A 16,800-nucleotide genomic window follows, 5' to 3' on the forward strand; every position below is an offset into this window, starting at 1 on the left:
GGCCGGGGCGGGGGCCGGGGCGGGGGCCGGGACGCCGTACGCCGATCAGGTCTCGGCGTGTCTGGCCAATGCCGACCTCCCGGTGGAGGAGCGGCAGCTCGCGGACGCGATCGGCGCGCGCGGCTGGGGCTCGGCCACCCGGGTGTTCAACGACACCTTCGCGATCCTGCGCGCCGGGCTCTTCGGGGGCGAACCGCCGCGGGGGGTGGCGGTGGTGTGCGGGGCCGGCATCAACTGCGTGGGGATGCGGCCCGACGGGCGCACGGCTCGCTTCCCGGCCCTCGGGCAGATCTCCGGGGACTGGGGCGGCGGGGGCGGCCTGGCGGCGGAGGCCCTGTGGTGGGCGGCGCGGGCCGAGGACGGGCGTGGCGGCCCGACGGAGCTGGCGGGGGCGCTGCCGGGGCACTTCGGGCTCGGTTCGATGGCCGAGCTGATCGAGGCGCTGCACCTGGGGACCCTGGCGTCCGGGCGGACCCACGAGCTGGTGCCGGTGCTGTTCTCGGTGGCCGCGGCGGGCGATGCGGTGGCCTCGGCGATCGTGGAGCGGCAGGCGGACGAGGTGGTGGCGCTGGCTTCGGTGGCGCTGGCCCGGCTGGACCTGCTGGAGCAGGAGGCTCCGGTGCTGCTCGGCGGCGGTGTCCTCACGGCCGGCCACGAGCAGTTGGACGAGCGGATCGCGGCCGGGCTGGCCCGGCGGGCACCGCACGCCCGGGTGTCGGTGGTCTCGGCCCCGCCCGTACTGGGTGCGGGACTGCTGGGGCTGGACGCGCTCGGGGCCCTGCCCGAGGCCCATGGAAAACTCCGTGCCCATTTCGGGTGAACCCGCCCCGGGAGGCCCCGCGTCTGGAACCGTGGCGGCCGTGGAGACGTATTCACGGTGAAGGGGTGGGGTCGGCGCACACCGGGGGGATCGCCAAGATCCAGCACCGGGTGCTGTGGTTGACCGCCACTACGGCCATACTGCTGCGGAGCAGTCAGGACCGAGGGGGAGGTCACGGTGGCCATCACATCACGCGCGCCCGCGCCGGGCGGCGCTGTCGCCGTGCCGCCGCCGGGTCCCCCCGGGGGCCCGCCGCAGGGGCCTCCCCGGCCGGGTACGGCCTGGGCCGAGGGCGTGGAGCGGCTGCGCGCCGCCGCCACGACCGAGCCCGGCCGGCTGCGGATCATCGGAGCGGTCCTGGCCGCCCTGGTACTGCTGTTCGGCATGGTGACCGTCTGGCAGATCTCCTCCCGGGTCGGCGCCGCGGACGACGTGGTGGGCCGCAGCCAGCCGCTGAGCGCGGACGCGGCGAGCATCTACCGCTCCCTCGCCGATGCCGACACGGCCTCCTCCAGCGGTTTCCTGGCCGGCGGCGACGAGCCGCGCGAGGTCCGCGAGCGGTACGAGAAGGACATCGCCAACGCCTCGAAGCTGCTGGTGAACGCGGCCGCCAACACCGGGGCGGACGAGGACTCGCGCAAGCAGATCGCGCTGCTGAGCGAGCAGCTGCCCCGCTACACGGGCCTGATCGAGCAGGCCCGCGCCACGAACAAGCAGGGCCTGCCGCTGGGCGGCGCCTATCTGCGGTACGCCAACGAGCAGATGAGCACCCAGCTGCTGCCCGCCGCGCAGCGGCTGTACGAGGCGGAGACGGGCCGGCTCTACAAGGACTATGACGACGCCCGCTCGCTGCCGCTGGCCTCGCTCGGCGCGGGCCTGCTCGCGCTCGCCGCGCTGGCGTGGGCGCAGCGCCGCAGCTACCGCCGCACGAACCGGGTCTTCAACCACGGTCTCGTGGCGGCCACGGCCGCCTCGCTGGTGGTGCTGCTGTGGCTGGCCGTGGGGCACACGGTCGCCCGGTCGGGGCTGGCGGAGGCAAGATCGGACGGGCAGGAGTCGCTGAAAGTGCTCAACGACGCGCGGATCGCCTCCCTCCAGGCGCGCGCCAGTGAGAACCTGACCCTGATCGCGCGGGGCGCCGTACTGGCCGCGGACAACAAGTCCGACAAGTACGACGTGGACTTCACGGCCGAGATGAAGGAACTGGACGCGGGTCTGGCGACGGCGCGGAAGCTGGCCGACGACAGCAGCGGCCGGGAGCCGGTGGCCCGCGCCGAGGACGGCGTCAAGGAGTGGAAGCAGCGGCACGCGGCAGCCCGGGAGACCGACTTGCGCGGCGACTACCAGGCCGCTCTGCCCCAGGTCATCGGGGACAAGGACCACAAGGACAGCAGCGGGGCCTCGTTCGACACGGTGGACGCGTCCCTGGAGCAGGCAGTGGCCCATGAGCAGAAGGAGTTCACCCGGGCCGCCCGGGGCGGGCTCGGTGCGCTGGGCGGTTTGGTGACGGGTTCGGCCGCCCTGGCGGTCATCGGCGCGGCGGCGGCACTGCTCGGCATCGGGCGCCGGCTTTCGGAGTACAGGTGACAGCGATGCGGATACGCGTGAAGTCCCACGGCGAGGGCCCCGACGAGGGCCGGGGCGGCGGAGCACCCGGTGCGGATGGGGTGCCCGGCCCGGTGCACCGCGCCTCCGGGCCGCGGCGCGTGGCGGCGCGGCTGCGCGGCTGGGGCGGGGTGAGCGCGATGGCCGCCGCCTGCGCGGTGACGGCCGCGGCCGTCCTGTTGCCGCTGGCCCAGGCGGCCCCGGAGAGCGGCCACCCCGGCGTGGTCCGCGAACCCGCCGCGATGGCGGCCGCCCCGGCCCCCTGGTCGCTCACCGACACCTGCCAGGACCCGGAGGCCAGCCTGCGCCCGAACGGCGTGGACGGGCCGGCCATCGAGCGGATCCGCAAGGCGGGCAAACTCGTCGCGGGCGTGGATCAGAACAGCTTCAAGTGGGGCTACCGCAACCCGGTCGACGGCCGCCTCGACGGGTTCGACATCGCCCTGGTCAAGGCCATCGCGAAGGACATCCTGGGCGACGAGAACGCGGTCATCTACCGGGCCATCCCCACCAGCCAGCGCGTCCCCGCGCTCCAGGACGGCCGCGTCGACGTCGTCGTACGGACCATGACGATCAACTGCAAGCGGCTGGAGGACGTCGCCTTCTCGACGGCGTACTTCGAGGCCGGGCAGCAGGTCCTGGCCCCCAAGGGCTCCCCGATCACCGGGTACGACGCCTCGCTGAAGGACCGACGGATCTGCACCGCGGCCGGCTCCACGGCCGAGGCGGCGCTCAAGGCCCAGCCGTACGGCTCGGTGCCGGTCAGCGTGCCCAACCAGCTCGACTGCCTGGTCCGGCTCCAGCTGGGCGAGGTGGACGGCATCATCACGGACAACGCGCTCGCGGCCGGCCAGGCCGCGCAGGACCCGTCGGTGCGCCTCGTCGGCTCCCCGTTCACCAGGGAGTTCTACGGGGTGGCCATGAACAAGGACGCCTCCGACCTGGTGCGCCGGGTCAACAAGGTGCTGGAGAACTACCGCGCCGGCGGTGACAACAGCCCCTGGATGCAGGCGTACGTGACGCACCTCAAGCCCGTTCTGCCCGGTGTGGCCGGACCGCCCGCGCCGAAGTACCGGGACGGCTGAGACAGGTGGCAGAGTCGGAGCCCGATGTCAGGGAAGCGGAGGCGGGGCTTGTGGAGGCGCAGTCGGCAGTGATGGACCGGGACGACGTCGACCGCGCCCTGGCCCGGCTCGGCGCGGAGCACGAGGCCGTCGAGACCTCGCTGCTCGCCCTCCAGGACCACGCCGGGCGCCGGCTGCTGGAAGGGGCCGGGCTGACCGGCGTCACGAAGGAGCGGTGGGCCGCGGCCGACGCCGCCATCACCCGGCTGTGGACGTACTTCGACGCCTACAGCGGGGCGCTGGGCGCCGCCCGGGAGATCCGCGAGCGGCGCCGCTGGCCCGGCCGCGAGGAGCTGATCGAGCTCACCGAGCGGCTGCGCGGGCCCGGGGTGCTGATCGCCGGGGCCGGGGCGGAGGGCGTGGCGCTGGCGGAGCGGCTCTCGCTCGCCGAGCTGGTGTCGCGGATGAACGAGCTGTACGCGGGCTCGCTGGACGTGGTGGTGGCCGCCGACTCGGTGTGGTCGGCGCTGCCCGCCCGCATCGACCTGCTCGCGGCGGAGCTGCACCGTACGCGCTCGCTGGCCCACTCGGTGGGGGTCCGCCCGGGCGAACACCCCTCGGGCGACGACCTGGAGGCGATCACCGCCGAGCTGACCGGGCTGCGGGAGCAGGTGATCGCGGACCCGCTGGCGTTCTGGCAGCCGGTGGCGGGGAGTTCCGCGCCCGGCGGCGGCCGTCCGGACACCACCCGGTACGACCGGGCCGCGGTCGCGCTGGAGGACGTACGGCGGGAGATCGAGGCGGTCCTGGCCGTACGGCAGGACGCCGAGCAGCGGCTGATCAGCCTGCGGGACGTGCTCTCGCGGGCGGACCGGACCCTGGCGGAGGCGCGGACGGCGCGCGGCGAGGTGCTGGCGAAGATCGCGGCGTCGGAGGTGCCCGTGGTGAGCGGGCCGCCGACGGCGCTCCAGGAGCAGCTGGCGGCGGCGGCCGAGCACCGCCGCCAGGCGCGCTGGCACCGGCTCTCCCCGCTGCTGGAATCGCTGGAAGAGCGGGCCGAGGAGGAACTGCGCAGGGCCCGCGAATCGTTGACGGCGGTGACGGCGCCCTTGGCGGTACGGGCGGAACTGCGCGGGCGGTTGGACGCGTACAAGGCGAAGGTGGCCCGGCACGGCATGGCGGAGGACCCCCTCCTGATCGAGCGGTACGACACGGCCCGGCGGATGCTGTGGAGCGCGCCCTGCGACCTGCGGGCCGCCGAGCAGGCCGTGCTGCGCTACCAGCAGGCGACGGCCGAGTCACTGGCACCGCCGCAGCCGCAGTACCGGCCCGAGGGGCCGGGGAAGGAGGAGGACGCATGAGTCTGGTCGGAACCGCGTGCGTCCGCCCCGGCTGCCCGGGGTCGTACGAGGACATGGGCGACGGCGAGCTGTACTGCGACACCTGCGGTCTGGCGCCGATCGGCGCCGTCGCGGCGGGCGCGGAGGAGCTGGTCTCGCCGCCGACGGGGATGACGAGCGCGGCCCGGTACCCCGACGCACAGGGGTCACAGGGTTCGCACGGCTCGGCCCGGTCCGGCCGCTCGGGGTCGACGTCGGCCTCGGCGCGCTCCTCACGGTCCTCGCGCTCCTCGTCCTCGCGCCGCTCGGTGTCGGGCCGGCTCTCCCGCTCCCTGCCGGGCGCCGCGTCCAGCCGCTCGGTGTCGGTGCGCAGTTCGGGCTCGGCTTCCGGGCCCTCGGGGCGCAGCCGGCTGGGCGCCGGGCTGGTCAACATCCCGGAGGTGCCGCGTCCGGACCCCTCGGCGGCGGTGCTGGAGAACCCGGAGGTGCCCGAGCGCAAGCGGTTCTGCTCGCGCTCGGACTGCGGGGCTCCGGTGGGCCGCTCCCGCGGCGACCGGCCGGGCCGGACCGAGGGCTTCTGCACCAAGTGCGGGCACCCGTACTCCTTCGTGCCCAAGCTGCGCGCGGGGGAGGTCGTCCACGGCCAGTACGAGGTGGCGGGCTGCCTGGCGCACGGCGGCCTCGGCTGGGTGTACCTGGCGGTGGACCGGGCCGTCTCGGACCGGTGGGTGGTGCTCAAGGGCCTGCTGGACACCGGGGACCAGGACGCGATGGCCGCGGCGATCTCGGAGCGGCGCTTCCTCGCGGAGATCGAGCACTCCAACATCGTGCGGATCTACAACTTCGTGGAGCACCTGGACCAGCGGACGGGTTCGCTGGACGGGTACATCGTCATGGAGTACGTCGGCGGCAAATCGCTGAAGGAGATAGCGAACGAGCGGCGGCGGCCGGACGGCCGGCGCGATCCGCTGCCGGTGGAGCAGGCCTGCGCGTACGGGATCGAGGCGCTGGAGGCGCTCGGGCACCTGCACAGCAGAAACCTCCTGTACTGCGACTTCAAGGTCGACAACGCGATCCAGCAGCAGGACCAGCTGAAGCTGATCGACATGGGCGCGGTGCGCCGGATGGACGACGAGGAGTCGGCCATCTACGGCACGGTGGGCTACCAGGCGCCGGAGGTGGCCGAGCTCGGCCCCTCGGTCGCCTCCGACCTGTACACGGTGGCGCGGACGCTGGCCGTCCTGACCTTCGACTTCCAGGGCTACACGAACGTGTTCGTGGACTCGCTGCCGGACCCGGAGCACATCGAGGTGTTCGGGCGGTACGAGTCCTTCTACCGGCTGCTGGTCCGGGCGACGGATCCGGATCCGGGCCGGCGGTTCTCGTCCGCGCAGGAGATGGCGGACCAGCTGACGGGCGTGCTGCGGGAGGTCGTCGCGCTGCAGACGGGCCGGCCGCGGCCGCAGCTCTCCACGCTCTTCGGGCCGGAGCTGCGGGTTCCGGACACCCGGCTGTTCGCCGACGTGGCCGGGGCCGAGGTGTCCCGGCTGGGGGCGCGGGCGGTGTCGGAGCCGGCGGCGGGCGGCCGGCGGCTCGGCCGTCGGACCGGGCTGTCGGCGATCCGGCGGGCGCCGGGTTCCGTTCCGGCTTCGGGTTCGGGTGCGGCTTCGGCTTCGGGTTCGGCTTCGGCTTCGGCGGCGGGTTCGGGTGCGGCGGTGGCCCCGGGGACGGCGGCCCTCCCGGCGCCGCTCGGGACCACGGCGACGCACCGGGTCGGCGGGCCGGCCGGAGCCGTCCCGGCGGCGCGCCGGGCCCCGGAGCAGGCCGGCCGGCATGCGGCCCCGGTGGCGGCGCCCCTGCCCGGGCCGGGCGTGCGCGCCACCGAACTGGCTGCGCTGGAGGCCCGGGACATGGCGCTGGCCCTGCCGGTGCCGCTGGTGGACTCGGGCGACCCCAACGCCGGCTTCCTGGCCGGACTGCTGGCCTCCGCACCGGGTGACCTGCTGGGCGCCCTGCGCTCGGCGCCCGCCGACTCGGCCGAGCTGCGGCTGCGCGAGCTGCGGGCCCGGCTGGAGCTCGGCGAGCTCGCCGCGGCCGGAGCCTCGCTGGCCGATCTGGAAGGCCGGCATCCGGACGACTGGCGGGTGGTGTGGGCGCGCGGGATCGCCTCGCTGGCCACCGGCGAGGACGAGATGGCGGCCCTGTCCTTCGACGCCATCTACGACGCCTTCCCGGGCGAGCCCGCGCCGAAGCTGGCGCTGGGCCTGTGCGCGGAGATCCTGGGGCAGTTGGACAACGCCGCCGAGTACTACCGGCTGGTGTGGAGCACCGACCCGGGGTTCGTGAGCGCCGCCTTCGGGCTGGCCCGCGTTCAGCTCGCCGCGGGCGACCGGTCCGGGGCGGTGCACACGCTGGAGTCCGTGCCCGAGGCATCGATCCACTACACCGCCGCACGGGTGGCGGCGGTACGGGCACGCCTGCGCGACCGGTCTCCCGAGGAGGCTCTGCTTCCGGATCTGGCGGCCGCTGCCGCGCAGGTGGAGGCCCTGGAGCGGTTCGGCCTGGACGCGGTGCGGCACGAACGGCTGTCGACCGAGGTTCTGGGCTCGGCCCTGGACTGGGTACTGTCGGGTAGCCGGGGTTCCGACCCCGGTCGGACCTCGCTGCTCGGCAGTCAACTGGACGAGCAGGGCCTGCGCTTCGGCCTGGAGCGCTCGTACCGCGTCCTCGCGCGGCTGGCGCAGCGGGGCGAGGACAGGATCGAACTGGTGGAGCGGGCAAACCGTTTCCGTCCCCGGACGTGGGTGTGAGTGATGTCGATGCATCGGCCGTCTGGCTGCCCCAGCTGCGCGGAACCCCTCGAGGAGGGTGACCGTTTCTGCGGCGTCTGCGGCTCTCCCGTGTCCGCCGCGCCCCCTCCCGTGCGCCGGGACGATCCGACGCTCCCGATCCCGACGCTCCCGGTCGCGCCGACCGGCCCGACGGGGGGCTACGTCCTCGCGGAGCCCGCCCCCGGGTGGGGCAGCGTCGCCTCCGGCGCGGCGCCGACGCTGGTCGGGGACACCGCCGGGTGGTCCGCCCCGGCGGAGCCGGCCACCGCCGGGCCCGCCCCCGAACCGGCCGCACGGCCCGGGCCGGTTCCGGATCCGGCGCCCGCACCGGCGCCTGCGCCCGCCCCTGCCCCCGTCGCCGTCGCCGCGGCGGCCCCCGTACCGCCGCAGGGCTCCCCGTACGGCGCGCCCGACCCGGCGTACGGCAGCGCGCCCGACCCGGCGCCCGGCGGCGGCGAGATCCGCCACGACCGGCCCGGCGGCACCCCCACCCCGCCCGAGGGGACGCCCTGGGGCGCGCCCGAAGCCCCGTACGGCGGCGGCGCCGGCCCCGGGCACGAGGATCCGTACGCCTCAGGCGCCCCGCAGGGGACCGGCCCCGCGGGCGGCGACGGCGGGAAGACCTGCGTGGCCTGCCGGGCCGGGCGGGTCGACACCGACGGGTACTGCGAGCACTGCGGGCACGCCCAGCCCCGCGAACGGGACCACCTGGAGGAGGAGCTCGGCAGCGTCGCCGCCGTCAGCGACCGGGGGCTGCGCCACCACCGCAACGAGGACTCGTTCGCGGTCGCGGCCACGGCCCTGCCCGACGGATCGGCCGCCACCGTGGCCATCGTCTGCGACGGCGTCTCCTCCGCCAGCCGCCCCGACGAGGCATCGGCCGCCGCGGCCGGCGCCGCCAACGAGGCCCTGCTCGACGCCCTCCCGCGCGGCGCCCACCCCCAGGAGGCCATGCACGACGCCATCCTGGCCGCGGCCGCCGCCGTGAACGCCCTGGCCCCCGAGGTCCCGGGCGCCCAGAACGCCCCCGCCTGCACCCTGGTCGGCGCCGTCGTCAGCGGTGAGCTGCTGACCGTCGGCTGGGTCGGCGACAGCCGCGCGTACTGGGTCCCGGACGACCGGGACGCGCTGCCGCGCCGCCTCACCGAGGACGACTCCTGGGCGGCCCAGATGGTCGCGGCCGGGCTGATGGGCGAGGCCGAGGCCTACGCCGATGTCCGCGCCCACGCCATCACGGGCTGGCTCGGGGCCGACGCGTACGACCTGGAGCCGCACACCGCCACGTTCAAGCCGGACCACGCGGGCGTGGTGGTCGTCTGCACCGACGGCCTGTGGAACTACGCCGAGTCCGCGCAGGACATGGCGCAGGTGCTGCCCGCGGACGCCGCCGCCCGCCCCCTGCACAGCGCGCAGGTCCTGGTGGGGCACGCCCTCGACGGGGGCGGCCACGACAACGTCACGGTGGCCGTCGTCCCGTTCGCCGCACCGGCCGGCCCGGGAACGGCAATGACCACCGCAGCGGCGGCAGTTGCGCGAGCCGAATCGGAAACGGAAACGGAAGGGCAAGTGGAACCGGAAGCACGCCCTCAGGCCTGATCCACCCGCCCACACCCCCGTCCTCTCCTAGGAGTCCAGCCGATGGCGAACTTCGCCAAGCCGAGCGCCCCGCGCTTCAGCGTGGAGGTGTACCAGAACGAGTTCCTCCCCGAGGGCGGGCGGGACGTGCACGCCATCGTCACGGTCACGTCCACGGGCGGTGCCACCGCCACCCGCGCGACCGCCGCCCGGGGCTCGGCAGCCGTCGTGATCATGGTGGACTGCTCGGGGTCCATGGAGTACCCGCCGGACAAGATGCGCGGCGCCCGCGAGGCCACCGCGGCCGCGATCGACACCCTGCGCGACGGCACCGCGTTCGCCGTCATCGCCGGCACCCACGTGGCCAAGGAGGTCTACCCCGGCCAGGGCCGCCTCGCCGTCGCCGACCCGGCCACCCGCACCCAGGCCAAGGAGGCCCTGCGCGGCCTGAGCGCCGGCGGCGGCACCGCCATCGGCACCTGGCTGCGCCTCGCCGACGGCCTGCTGCGCCAGTCCTCCGCCGCCATCCGGCACGGCATCCTGCTCACCGACGGCCGCAACGAGCACGAGGACCCGGCCGTGCTCCGCGCCACCCTGGAGGCCTGCGCGGGCCGCTTCACCGCCGACGCCCGCGGGGTGGGGACCGACTGGGAGGTCAAGGAGGTCACCGGCATCGCGAGCGCGCTGCTCGGATCGGCCGACATCGTGGCCGATCCGGCGCACCTCACCGAGGACTTCACGCTCATGATGGAGAACGTCATGGGCAAGGAGGTCGCGGACGTCGCGCTGCGCCTGTGGACCCCGGTGGGCGTGGAGATCCAGTACGTCAAGCAGGTCGCGCCCACCGTCCAGGACCTCAGCGACCGCCGCACCGTGGCGGGCCCGCGCGCCGGCGACTACCCGACCGGGTCCTGGGGCGACGAGTCCCGTGAGTACCACGTCTGCGTCCGGGTCCCGGCCGCGTCCGTCGGGCAGGAGATGCTGGCCGCCCGGGCCACGCTCCTGCTCCCCGGCGCGCCGGGCGAGCCGCCGACCACGCTCGCGCAGGGACTCGTACGGGCGGTGTGGACGGACGATCTGGCCGCTTCCACCGCCATCAATCCGCAGGTCGCCCACTACACGGGGCAGGCGGAGCTCGCGCAGGCTATCCAACAGGGGCTGGAAGCGCGCAAACTGGGCGATGTCGACGGCGCCACGGCCAAGCTCGGCCGTGCCGTGCAACTGGCCAGTGCCTCGGGAAACGCGGACACGGCCAAACTGCTCGCGAAGGTGGTGGATGTCGTCGATGCGGCGGCGGGTACTGTGCGGCTGAAGGCGAAGGTCGCGGATGCCGACGAGATGACCCTCGAAACGCGTTCGATCCAGACCGTCCGTGTGAAGAAGTCCTGAGACCATCTGAGAGACCTGAGAAGACCTGACGCGATGACGCAGGCTGAAGGGGGAAGAGCCGCCATGCCGACCTGCCCGAACGGGCACCAGTCCGCCTCCGACGACTGGTGCGAGGTCTGCGGCCACCGCATGGCTGCCGCCACGGGCGCGCCCGCGGCGCCCTCCTACGGCTACGGCTACCCTCCCACCGCCGGTGAGCCGACCGCCCAGGCGGAGCTCTGCCCGCAGTGCCGGACCCCGCGCGAGGCCATGGCCCCGTTCTGTGAGGAGTGCCGGTACAACTTCCTGACGCGCTCGGCGACCTCGTACACGCCGCTCACGCCGCCGGGCACGGATGCGGGAGCCGCGGGCGGGAACGGCTCCGGGGCCACCCTGCCGCCGCCTCCGCCGCCGCCTCCCGCACCGCAGGTGCCCGCCTCGGCGCCGTTCTCCCAGGACCACTTCGAGTACCAGGGCTCCCGGCCGTCCCGGGTCAACCGGCCCGCCGAGCCGCTGCAGCGCGAGGACGACTGGCTGCTGCCGCCGCCGTCGCAGGGCCAGCAGCAGCCGCAGCCCCAGTACCCGCAGCAGCCCCCGCCGCCGCTGCGGGAGTACCAGCAGCCGGAGTACCAGCAGCAGCCGCACGAGTACCAGCAGGCCCAGCAGGCCCAGCAGCAACACCAGCAGCCCCAGCAGCCCCAGCAGCCGTTCCCGCCCCAGAGCACCGGCGCGTGGAGTGCGACGGTCGGCCCCGACCGCTCGTACTTCATGGCGATGATGCAGCGCAGCGGCCCCGAGGCGGCCGGGCTCAACCTGCCCGCGTACTCCCCGGAGCAGCACCTTCCGCTCTCCGGCGGCCAGATCACCATCGGCCGCCGCCGCGCCTCCACGGGCGAGTCCCCCGACATCGACCTGTCGGTGCCGCCGGAGGACCCGGGCGTCTCCCACCAGCACGCGGTGCTCGTCCAGCAGCCCGACCTCAGCTGGGCGGTCGTGGACCAGAACTCCACCAACGGCACCACCATCAACGGCGGCGAGGAACCGATCCAGCCCTACGTCCCGGTGCCCCTCACCGACGGCGACCGGGTCCACGTGGGCGCCTGGACCACGATCACCATCCGCCGGGGATAACAAGCCGGGGGTCGGGTCACACCCGCCTCACTCCCCCAGCGGCCATACGTACGGGCCCTGGGGGTCGTCGAGCCAGGACCACTGCCCCTGCGCGCTGACCGTCACCCCGAACCGCTCGCGGCCCGGCCGGCCCTCCCCGCGCCACAGGTCCAGGGCCTCGCGCGGGTGCAGCGCACCCGCCGTCAGGACGAGCATGAACTGGAACCGCTCGTTCTCCACCAGCTCGTACGGGAGCCCGTACGGCATCCCGGGTGCGGTCTGCGAGGCCGTGGCCCCGCGCAGTGGGACGAAGTACGCCGAGGTGTGCAGGAAGCGGCCCTCCGCGAAGCCGGCGTCCCGGACCGTCAGCGCGATCAGCCCGGTCGACAGCGGGGCCAGGATCCGCGCCCCGGGCCGGCACTGGCCGAGCCAGGCGTGCGGGATCAGCGGCAGCGTGCAGGTCACCAGGATCCGGTCGAAGGGGGCCCGCGAGGGGCAGCCGCGCGCCCCGTCCCCGGTGACCACGGTCGGCCGGAGGCCGAGCAGGGCCAGGTGCGCCCGGGCGGATTCGGTGATCTCCTCGTCCAGGTCGATCGTGGTGACGTGCTCCTCGCCGAGCCGGTGGCTGAGCAGCGCGGCGGTGTAGCCGGTGCCGGTGCCGATCTCCAGCACCTCGTCCCCGTCGCGGACGTCCAGCGACTCCAGCATCTTCGCCATCAGGGACGGCTGGCTGCTGGAGGAGACCAGTTCGCCGTCGCGCAGCCGGGTGGCGAGCGGGGCGTCCGTGTAGACCCCGCGCAGCCAGCGGGCCCGGTGGGCCGGGTCCGGGTCCTCGCCCCAGAGGCGCTCGTGGCCGGCCCCGCGGCCGGTGAAGAAGTACGGGACGAAGACGTGCCGGGGCACGGCCGCGAAGGCCGCCCGCCAGGCGGGATCCTCCAGCACCCCGGCGGCGGTCAGCTCCCGCACCTGCGCGGCGTGGGCGGTGTCCCGCAGGTCCCTCGCCTCGGCGTGCGGGGCCTGCGGGGAGCGTGCGGCGTGTGCACCCATGGCTCCACTGTCCTGCGGCCGGGCCCGGGAGGCGAACGCTGGTCCTAAGACCTCCGTCCTCCGTCCGAGCGTCTGAGACGATGGTCGGGTGAATGAGATTCCGCGGGGCACGGTTCAGGAGCAGACGTTCTACGAGCAGGTGGGCGGCGAGGAGACGTTCCGCCGTCTGGTGCGGCGCTTCTACCAGGGGGTCGCGGAGGACCCGCTGCTGCGGCCCATGTACCCGGAGGAGGACCTCGGTCCGGCCGAGGAGCGGTTCGCCCTGTTCCTGATGCAGTACTGGGGCGGCCCGAACACGTACAGCGAGAACCGCGGCCACCCGCGCCTGCGGATGCGGCACGCCCCGTTCCAGGTGGACGCGGCGGCGCACGACGCGTGGCTGGGGCACATGCGCGAGGCGGTGGACGAGCTGGGCCTGGCGCCGGAGCTCGAGGCGCAGCTGTGGCGGTACCTGACGTACGCCGCCGCATCGATGATCAACACCGCGGGGTGACACGTACGGGGTCCGGTACGAGGTCCCGTACGCGGAACCCCGACCGGAGGGACGGGCCCGGGACGGGCGCGGGCTAAACCGGCCGGACCTGGAGGGCGCCCAGGCCCCCGACGCCGCCGGGGCGGCGCATCGCGATCGAGCCGTACGGGGTGCGCAGCCGCAGCCAGCCACCGGAGGCGAGCAGGGCCACCGGATCGGGAGCGGCGCCGGGGGCGCCGACACCGCTGGCCACGGCCGACCGGACCGGCCGCAGGAAGCCCAGGGACTGCGCGGCGTGCACGGCGCGCAGCGGGAGCTCGGTGTCGCCCAGCGTCCGGGACCAGATCTCGCGGCCGATGCGGTCCCGCTCGGACCGGGTCCGGTGCTGCGGGGGCAGGGCCTCGTCACGGGCCCGGAACTCGGCGACGGAGGCGCTCACGGCAGCCCGTATCGCCTCGGGGCCGGGCAGCCCGGGCAGCTGCCGCCAGTCGCCGCGGGGCGGGAGCACCCCGGTCCACGGCGGGCCGGTGACCGGCGCGGGGACGGCGGTGCTCGCGGCGGCCTCGTCCACGGACTCCAGCAGCTCGCCGGCGGACACCGTCACGTCCAGCGGGCGGGAGACGGGTACGGCGAGGCGCACCGTGCGGATGGCCAGCACCTCGAAGGACGGCGGCCGTCCGAAAACGGCGAGCGCGCCGCCGCCCGCCTGCGCCTGCAGGCGGACCGCGGCGGCGCGGTCGTAGTGCACCAGCCGGCCCAGGAAGGCGGCGAGGTCCGCCGCCTCCCCGGAGTCGGCGAAGCGCAACTGCCCGGTCATGCCGCCATGCGCCCTTCGGCGGCCTTGGCCTCGGCCTTGACCTCGGCCTTGGCCTTGGCTGCCGGTTGGGCCGGCTCGTCGAGGTACTCCTGGAGGAAGCGCCTCTCCTCCGCCGTGATGCGGCGCGGCCGCCCCTCGGCGAGGTTGTACGGCACGACCACCGTCTCGGCGCGCACGTACACCGTCTCGGGTGCGTCCTCGGTCGCCTCGTCCTTGACCTCGTAGCGGATGGTCAGGGACGCGGCGCCTATCCGGGTCACCCAGGACTCGATGAGGACGGGCTCGTGACGGTGGACGAGGGGCAGCTTGTAGTCGATCTCGTGGCGGGCCACGACGGAGCCGCCCGTGAAGGACTCGCTGCCCTCCCCCGGCGCGAGGCGGAACATGAAGTCGATCCGCGCCTCCTCCAGATAGCGGAGGAAGACGACGTTGTTGACGTGCCCGAAGGCATCCATGTCCGCCCAGCGCAGGGGGCACCGGTAGTGGTGTCTGGCCATGGTGTCGGCCTCAGCCTCGCGTGAGCTTCTTGTAGGTGGCACGGTGCGGACGGGCCGCGTCCGGGCCGAGACGCTCGATCTTGTTCTTCTCGTAGGACTCGAAGTTGCCTTCGAACCAATACCACTTGGACTCGCCCTCGTACGCCAGGATGTGCGTGGCGACTCGGTCGAGGAACCAGCGGTCGTGGGAGATGACCACGGCCGCGCCCGGGAATTCGAGGAGCGCGTTCTCGAGCGAGGACAGGGTCTCGACGTCGAGGTCGTTGGTGGGCTCGTCGAGGAGCAGCAGGTTGCCGCCCTCCTTGAGCGTCAGCGCCAGGTTGAGGCGGTTGCGCTCACCACCGGACAGGACGCCGGCCGGCTTCTGCTGGTCCGGGCCCTTGAAGCCGAAGGCGCTGACGTATGCGCGCGACGGCATCTCGACCTGGCCGACGTTGATGTAGTCCAGCTCGTCCGACACGACCGCCCAGAGGGTCTTCTTGGGGTCGATGTTGGCGCGGGACTGGTCGACGTAGCTGATCTTGACGGTCTCGCCGACCTTGACGGAGCCGGCGTCCGGCGCCTCCAGGCCCTGGATCATCTTGAACAGCGTGGTCTTGCCGGCGCCGTTGGGGCCGATGATGCCGACGATGCCGTTGCGCGGCAGCGTGAAGGACAGGTCGTCGATGAGGACCTTGTCGCCGAACGCCTTGGAGAGGTTGTTGACCTCGACCACGATCGAGCCCAGACGCGGGCCCGGCGGGATCTGGATCTCCTCGAAGTCCAGCTTCCGCATCTTGTCGGCCTCGGCCGCCATCTCCTCGTAGCGGGCGAGACGGGCCTTGGACTTGGTCTGGCGGCCCTTGGCGTTGGAGCGGACCCACTCCAGCTCTTCCTTGAGCCGCTTCTGGCGCTTCTCGTCCTTGCGGCCCTCGACCTTGAGGCGCGCCTGCTTCTTCTCCAGGTAGGTGGAGTAGTTGCCCTCGTACGCGATCGCCCGGCCGCGGTCGAGCTCGAGAATCCACTCGGCGACGTTGTTCAGGAAGTACCGGTCGTGGGTGACGGCGATGACGCAGCCCGCGTACTTCGAGAGGTGCTGCTCCAGCCAGTTCACCGACTCGGCGTCGAGGTGGTTGGTGGGCTCGTCGAGGAGGAGCAGGTCCGGGGCCTCGATCAGCAGCTTGCACAGCGCCACGCGGCGCTTCTCGCCACCGGAGAGGTTGGTGACCGGCCAGTCGCCGGGCGGGCAGCCCAGCGCGTCCATGGCCTGCTCCAGCTGGGCGTCGAGGTCCCAGGCGTTGGAGTGGTCCAGGTCCTCCTGGAGCTTGCCCATCTCGTCCATGAGGGCGTCGGTGTACTCGACGCCCATCAGCTCGGCGACCTCGTTGAAGCGCTTGAGCTTCTTCATGGTGTCGGCGGCGCCGTCCTGGACGTTCTCCAGGACCGTCTTGGACTCGTCGAGCTTGGGCTCCTGCATGAGGATGCCGACGGTGTAGCCGGGCGACAGGAACGCGTCACCGTTGGACGGCTGCTCCAGGCCCGCCATGATCTTCAGAACGGTGGACTTACCGGCGCCGTTGGGGCCGACCACACCGATCTTCGCGCCGGGCAGGAAGTTCAAGGAGACGTCATCAAGAATCACCTTGTCGCCGTGCGCCTTGCGCGTCTTGCGCATGGTGTAGATGAACTCAGCCAAGAGAAACCGTCCGGCAGATCGATGGTGGGCAGATACACCCCATCTTGCCAGTCGTCTACACCTGCGGGCGAATGGGTAGCTCGGCCCCCGCACGCTCGGGCGGCTCCCGGCAGGGCTCCGTGACGACGGGGTCACCGTCGGCCACGTGACCGGGCGCCGGGCGGTGTGACCGCGTCAACGGAGGCGGAGGGTGCCCGGGGCCTGGTTCTCGATGATCTCCGTGAGGGTGTCGAACAGGGTCGGACCCCGGCCGCTGCGCGCCTGCGCGAGCTCCTCGGAGACCCGGGCCCGGTTCGTGGGATGGCAGCGCGCCAGCACGCCCTCCAGGTGGCGGGCGGTCTCCGGGTGGCCGAGGGCCCGGCGGGACAGCTCGTGGTCGCGCCACTCGATCACGAAGCCGCCGTCGTCAGGGGTCCCGAAGCCGCCCCGGAGACAGTCGACGAAGCTGTCGAGGTTCCGGCCGAAGTAGCCCCCGGGCCCGTTGACGGCTTCACCCATCAGCGTCCAGAAGTCGCCCAGCGTCCCGATCCGTCCGCCGTCCAGCACATAGCTCGTCACGCTGCCCGAGCCTAGGCCGTG

General features: G+C 73.9%; 14 protein-coding genes. 9 read left to right on the top strand and 5 right to left on the bottom strand.

Annotated features, from left to right (window positions below):
* The 8 genes from IF02_RS0127385 to IF02_RS0127420 all read left to right on the top strand — a co-directional run.
* Window positions 1-820, top strand: an 820-nt coding sequence (locus IF02_RS0127385) for a BadF/BadG/BcrA/BcrD ATPase family protein (protein WP_030161513.1), incomplete at its 5' end; no start/stop codon positions are given.
* A gap of 177 nt (window positions 821-997) precedes the next feature.
* A complete protein-coding gene (locus IF02_RS0127390) occupies window positions 998-2,407 on the top strand; it encodes a hypothetical protein (protein ID WP_420708217.1) in 1,410 nt (469 codons plus the stop codon).
* Window positions 2,408-2,412: 5 nt separating this feature from the next.
* Entirely contained in the window at window positions 2,413-3,510 is a 1,098-nt protein-coding gene (locus tag IF02_RS0127395) for a glutamate ABC transporter substrate-binding protein (protein WP_078622367.1), read from the top strand.
* Between the two features lie 71 nt (window positions 3,511-3,581).
* Window positions 3,582-4,850: a hypothetical protein gene (locus tag IF02_RS0127400; protein ID WP_030161519.1), complete on the top strand. Its 1,269-nt coding sequence runs from the start codon at window positions 3,582-3,584 to the stop codon at window positions 4,848-4,850.
* Entirely contained in the window at window positions 4,847-7,639 is a 2,793-nt protein-coding gene (locus IF02_RS0127405; RefSeq protein ID WP_030161521.1) for a tetratricopeptide repeat protein, read from the top strand. The genes IF02_RS0127400 and IF02_RS0127405 overlap by 4 nt, the downstream gene beginning before the upstream one ends.
* A 3-nt stretch (window positions 7,640-7,642) precedes the next feature.
* Window positions 7,643-9,256 (top strand): protein phosphatase 2C domain-containing protein, encoded by a 1,614-nt coding sequence (locus IF02_RS0127410; RefSeq protein ID WP_078622376.1) that lies wholly within the window; start codon window positions 7,643-7,645, stop codon window positions 9,254-9,256.
* Between the two features lie 42 nt (window positions 9,257-9,298).
* The gene (locus IF02_RS0127415) at window positions 9,299-10,624 is read left to right on the top strand and encodes a vWA domain-containing protein (RefSeq protein WP_030161526.1); all 1,326 of its coding nucleotides are present in this window, start codon (window positions 9,299-9,301) and stop codon (window positions 10,622-10,624) included.
* A gap of 63 nt (window positions 10,625-10,687) precedes the next feature.
* Window positions 10,688-11,734, top strand: coding sequence for an FHA domain-containing protein (locus IF02_RS0127420; RefSeq protein ID WP_030161528.1), 1,047 nt, complete (start codon window positions 10,688-10,690; stop codon window positions 11,732-11,734).
* Between the two features lie 27 nt (window positions 11,735-11,761).
* Here IF02_RS0127420 and IF02_RS0127425 read toward each other — a convergent pair whose 3' ends face one another.
* Window positions 11,762-12,760, bottom strand: a complete 999-nt coding sequence (locus IF02_RS0127425) for a methyltransferase domain-containing protein (RefSeq protein ID WP_030161530.1) — start codon at window positions 12,758-12,760, stop codon at window positions 11,762-11,764.
* Window positions 12,761-12,848: 88 nt separating this feature from the next.
* Between IF02_RS0127425 and IF02_RS0127430 the strand changes: the two genes are divergently transcribed.
* Window positions 12,849-13,253 (top strand): globin, encoded by a 405-nt coding sequence (locus tag IF02_RS0127430; RefSeq protein ID WP_030161531.1) that lies wholly within the window; start codon window positions 12,849-12,851, stop codon window positions 13,251-13,253.
* A gap of 73 nt (window positions 13,254-13,326) precedes the next feature.
* Here IF02_RS0127430 and IF02_RS0127435 read toward each other — a convergent pair whose 3' ends face one another.
* The 4 genes from IF02_RS0127435 to IF02_RS0127450 form a co-directional block, all read right to left on the bottom strand.
* Window positions 13,327-14,049 carry a hypothetical protein gene (locus IF02_RS0127435; protein ID WP_030161532.1) on the bottom strand — a complete coding sequence of 241 codons (723 nt, stop codon included), beginning with the start codon at window positions 14,047-14,049 and terminating at the stop codon, window positions 13,327-13,329.
* On the bottom strand, window positions 14,046-14,546 hold the full coding sequence (locus IF02_RS0127440; protein WP_037837244.1) for an acyl-CoA thioesterase: 501 nt from the start codon (window positions 14,544-14,546) through the stop codon (window positions 14,046-14,048). Before IF02_RS0127440 ends, IF02_RS0127435 begins: the two co-directional genes overlap by 4 nt.
* A 10-nt stretch (window positions 14,547-14,556) precedes the next feature.
* Window positions 14,557-16,221 (bottom strand): energy-dependent translational throttle protein EttA, encoded by a 1,665-nt coding sequence (gene ettA, locus IF02_RS0127445; RefSeq protein ID WP_078622368.1) that lies wholly within the window; start codon window positions 16,219-16,221, stop codon window positions 14,557-14,559.
* A 174-nt stretch (window positions 16,222-16,395) separates the two neighbouring features.
* Entirely contained in the window at window positions 16,396-16,779 is a 384-nt protein-coding gene (locus tag IF02_RS0127450; RefSeq protein ID WP_037837245.1) for a barstar family protein, read from the bottom strand.
* Window positions 16,780-16,800: the final 21 nt, after the last annotated feature.

The sequence above is a fragment of the Streptomyces sp. NRRL S-244 genome (assembly GCF_000717915.1).
GTDB lineage: Bacteria > Actinomycetota > Actinomycetes > Streptomycetales > Streptomycetaceae > Streptomyces.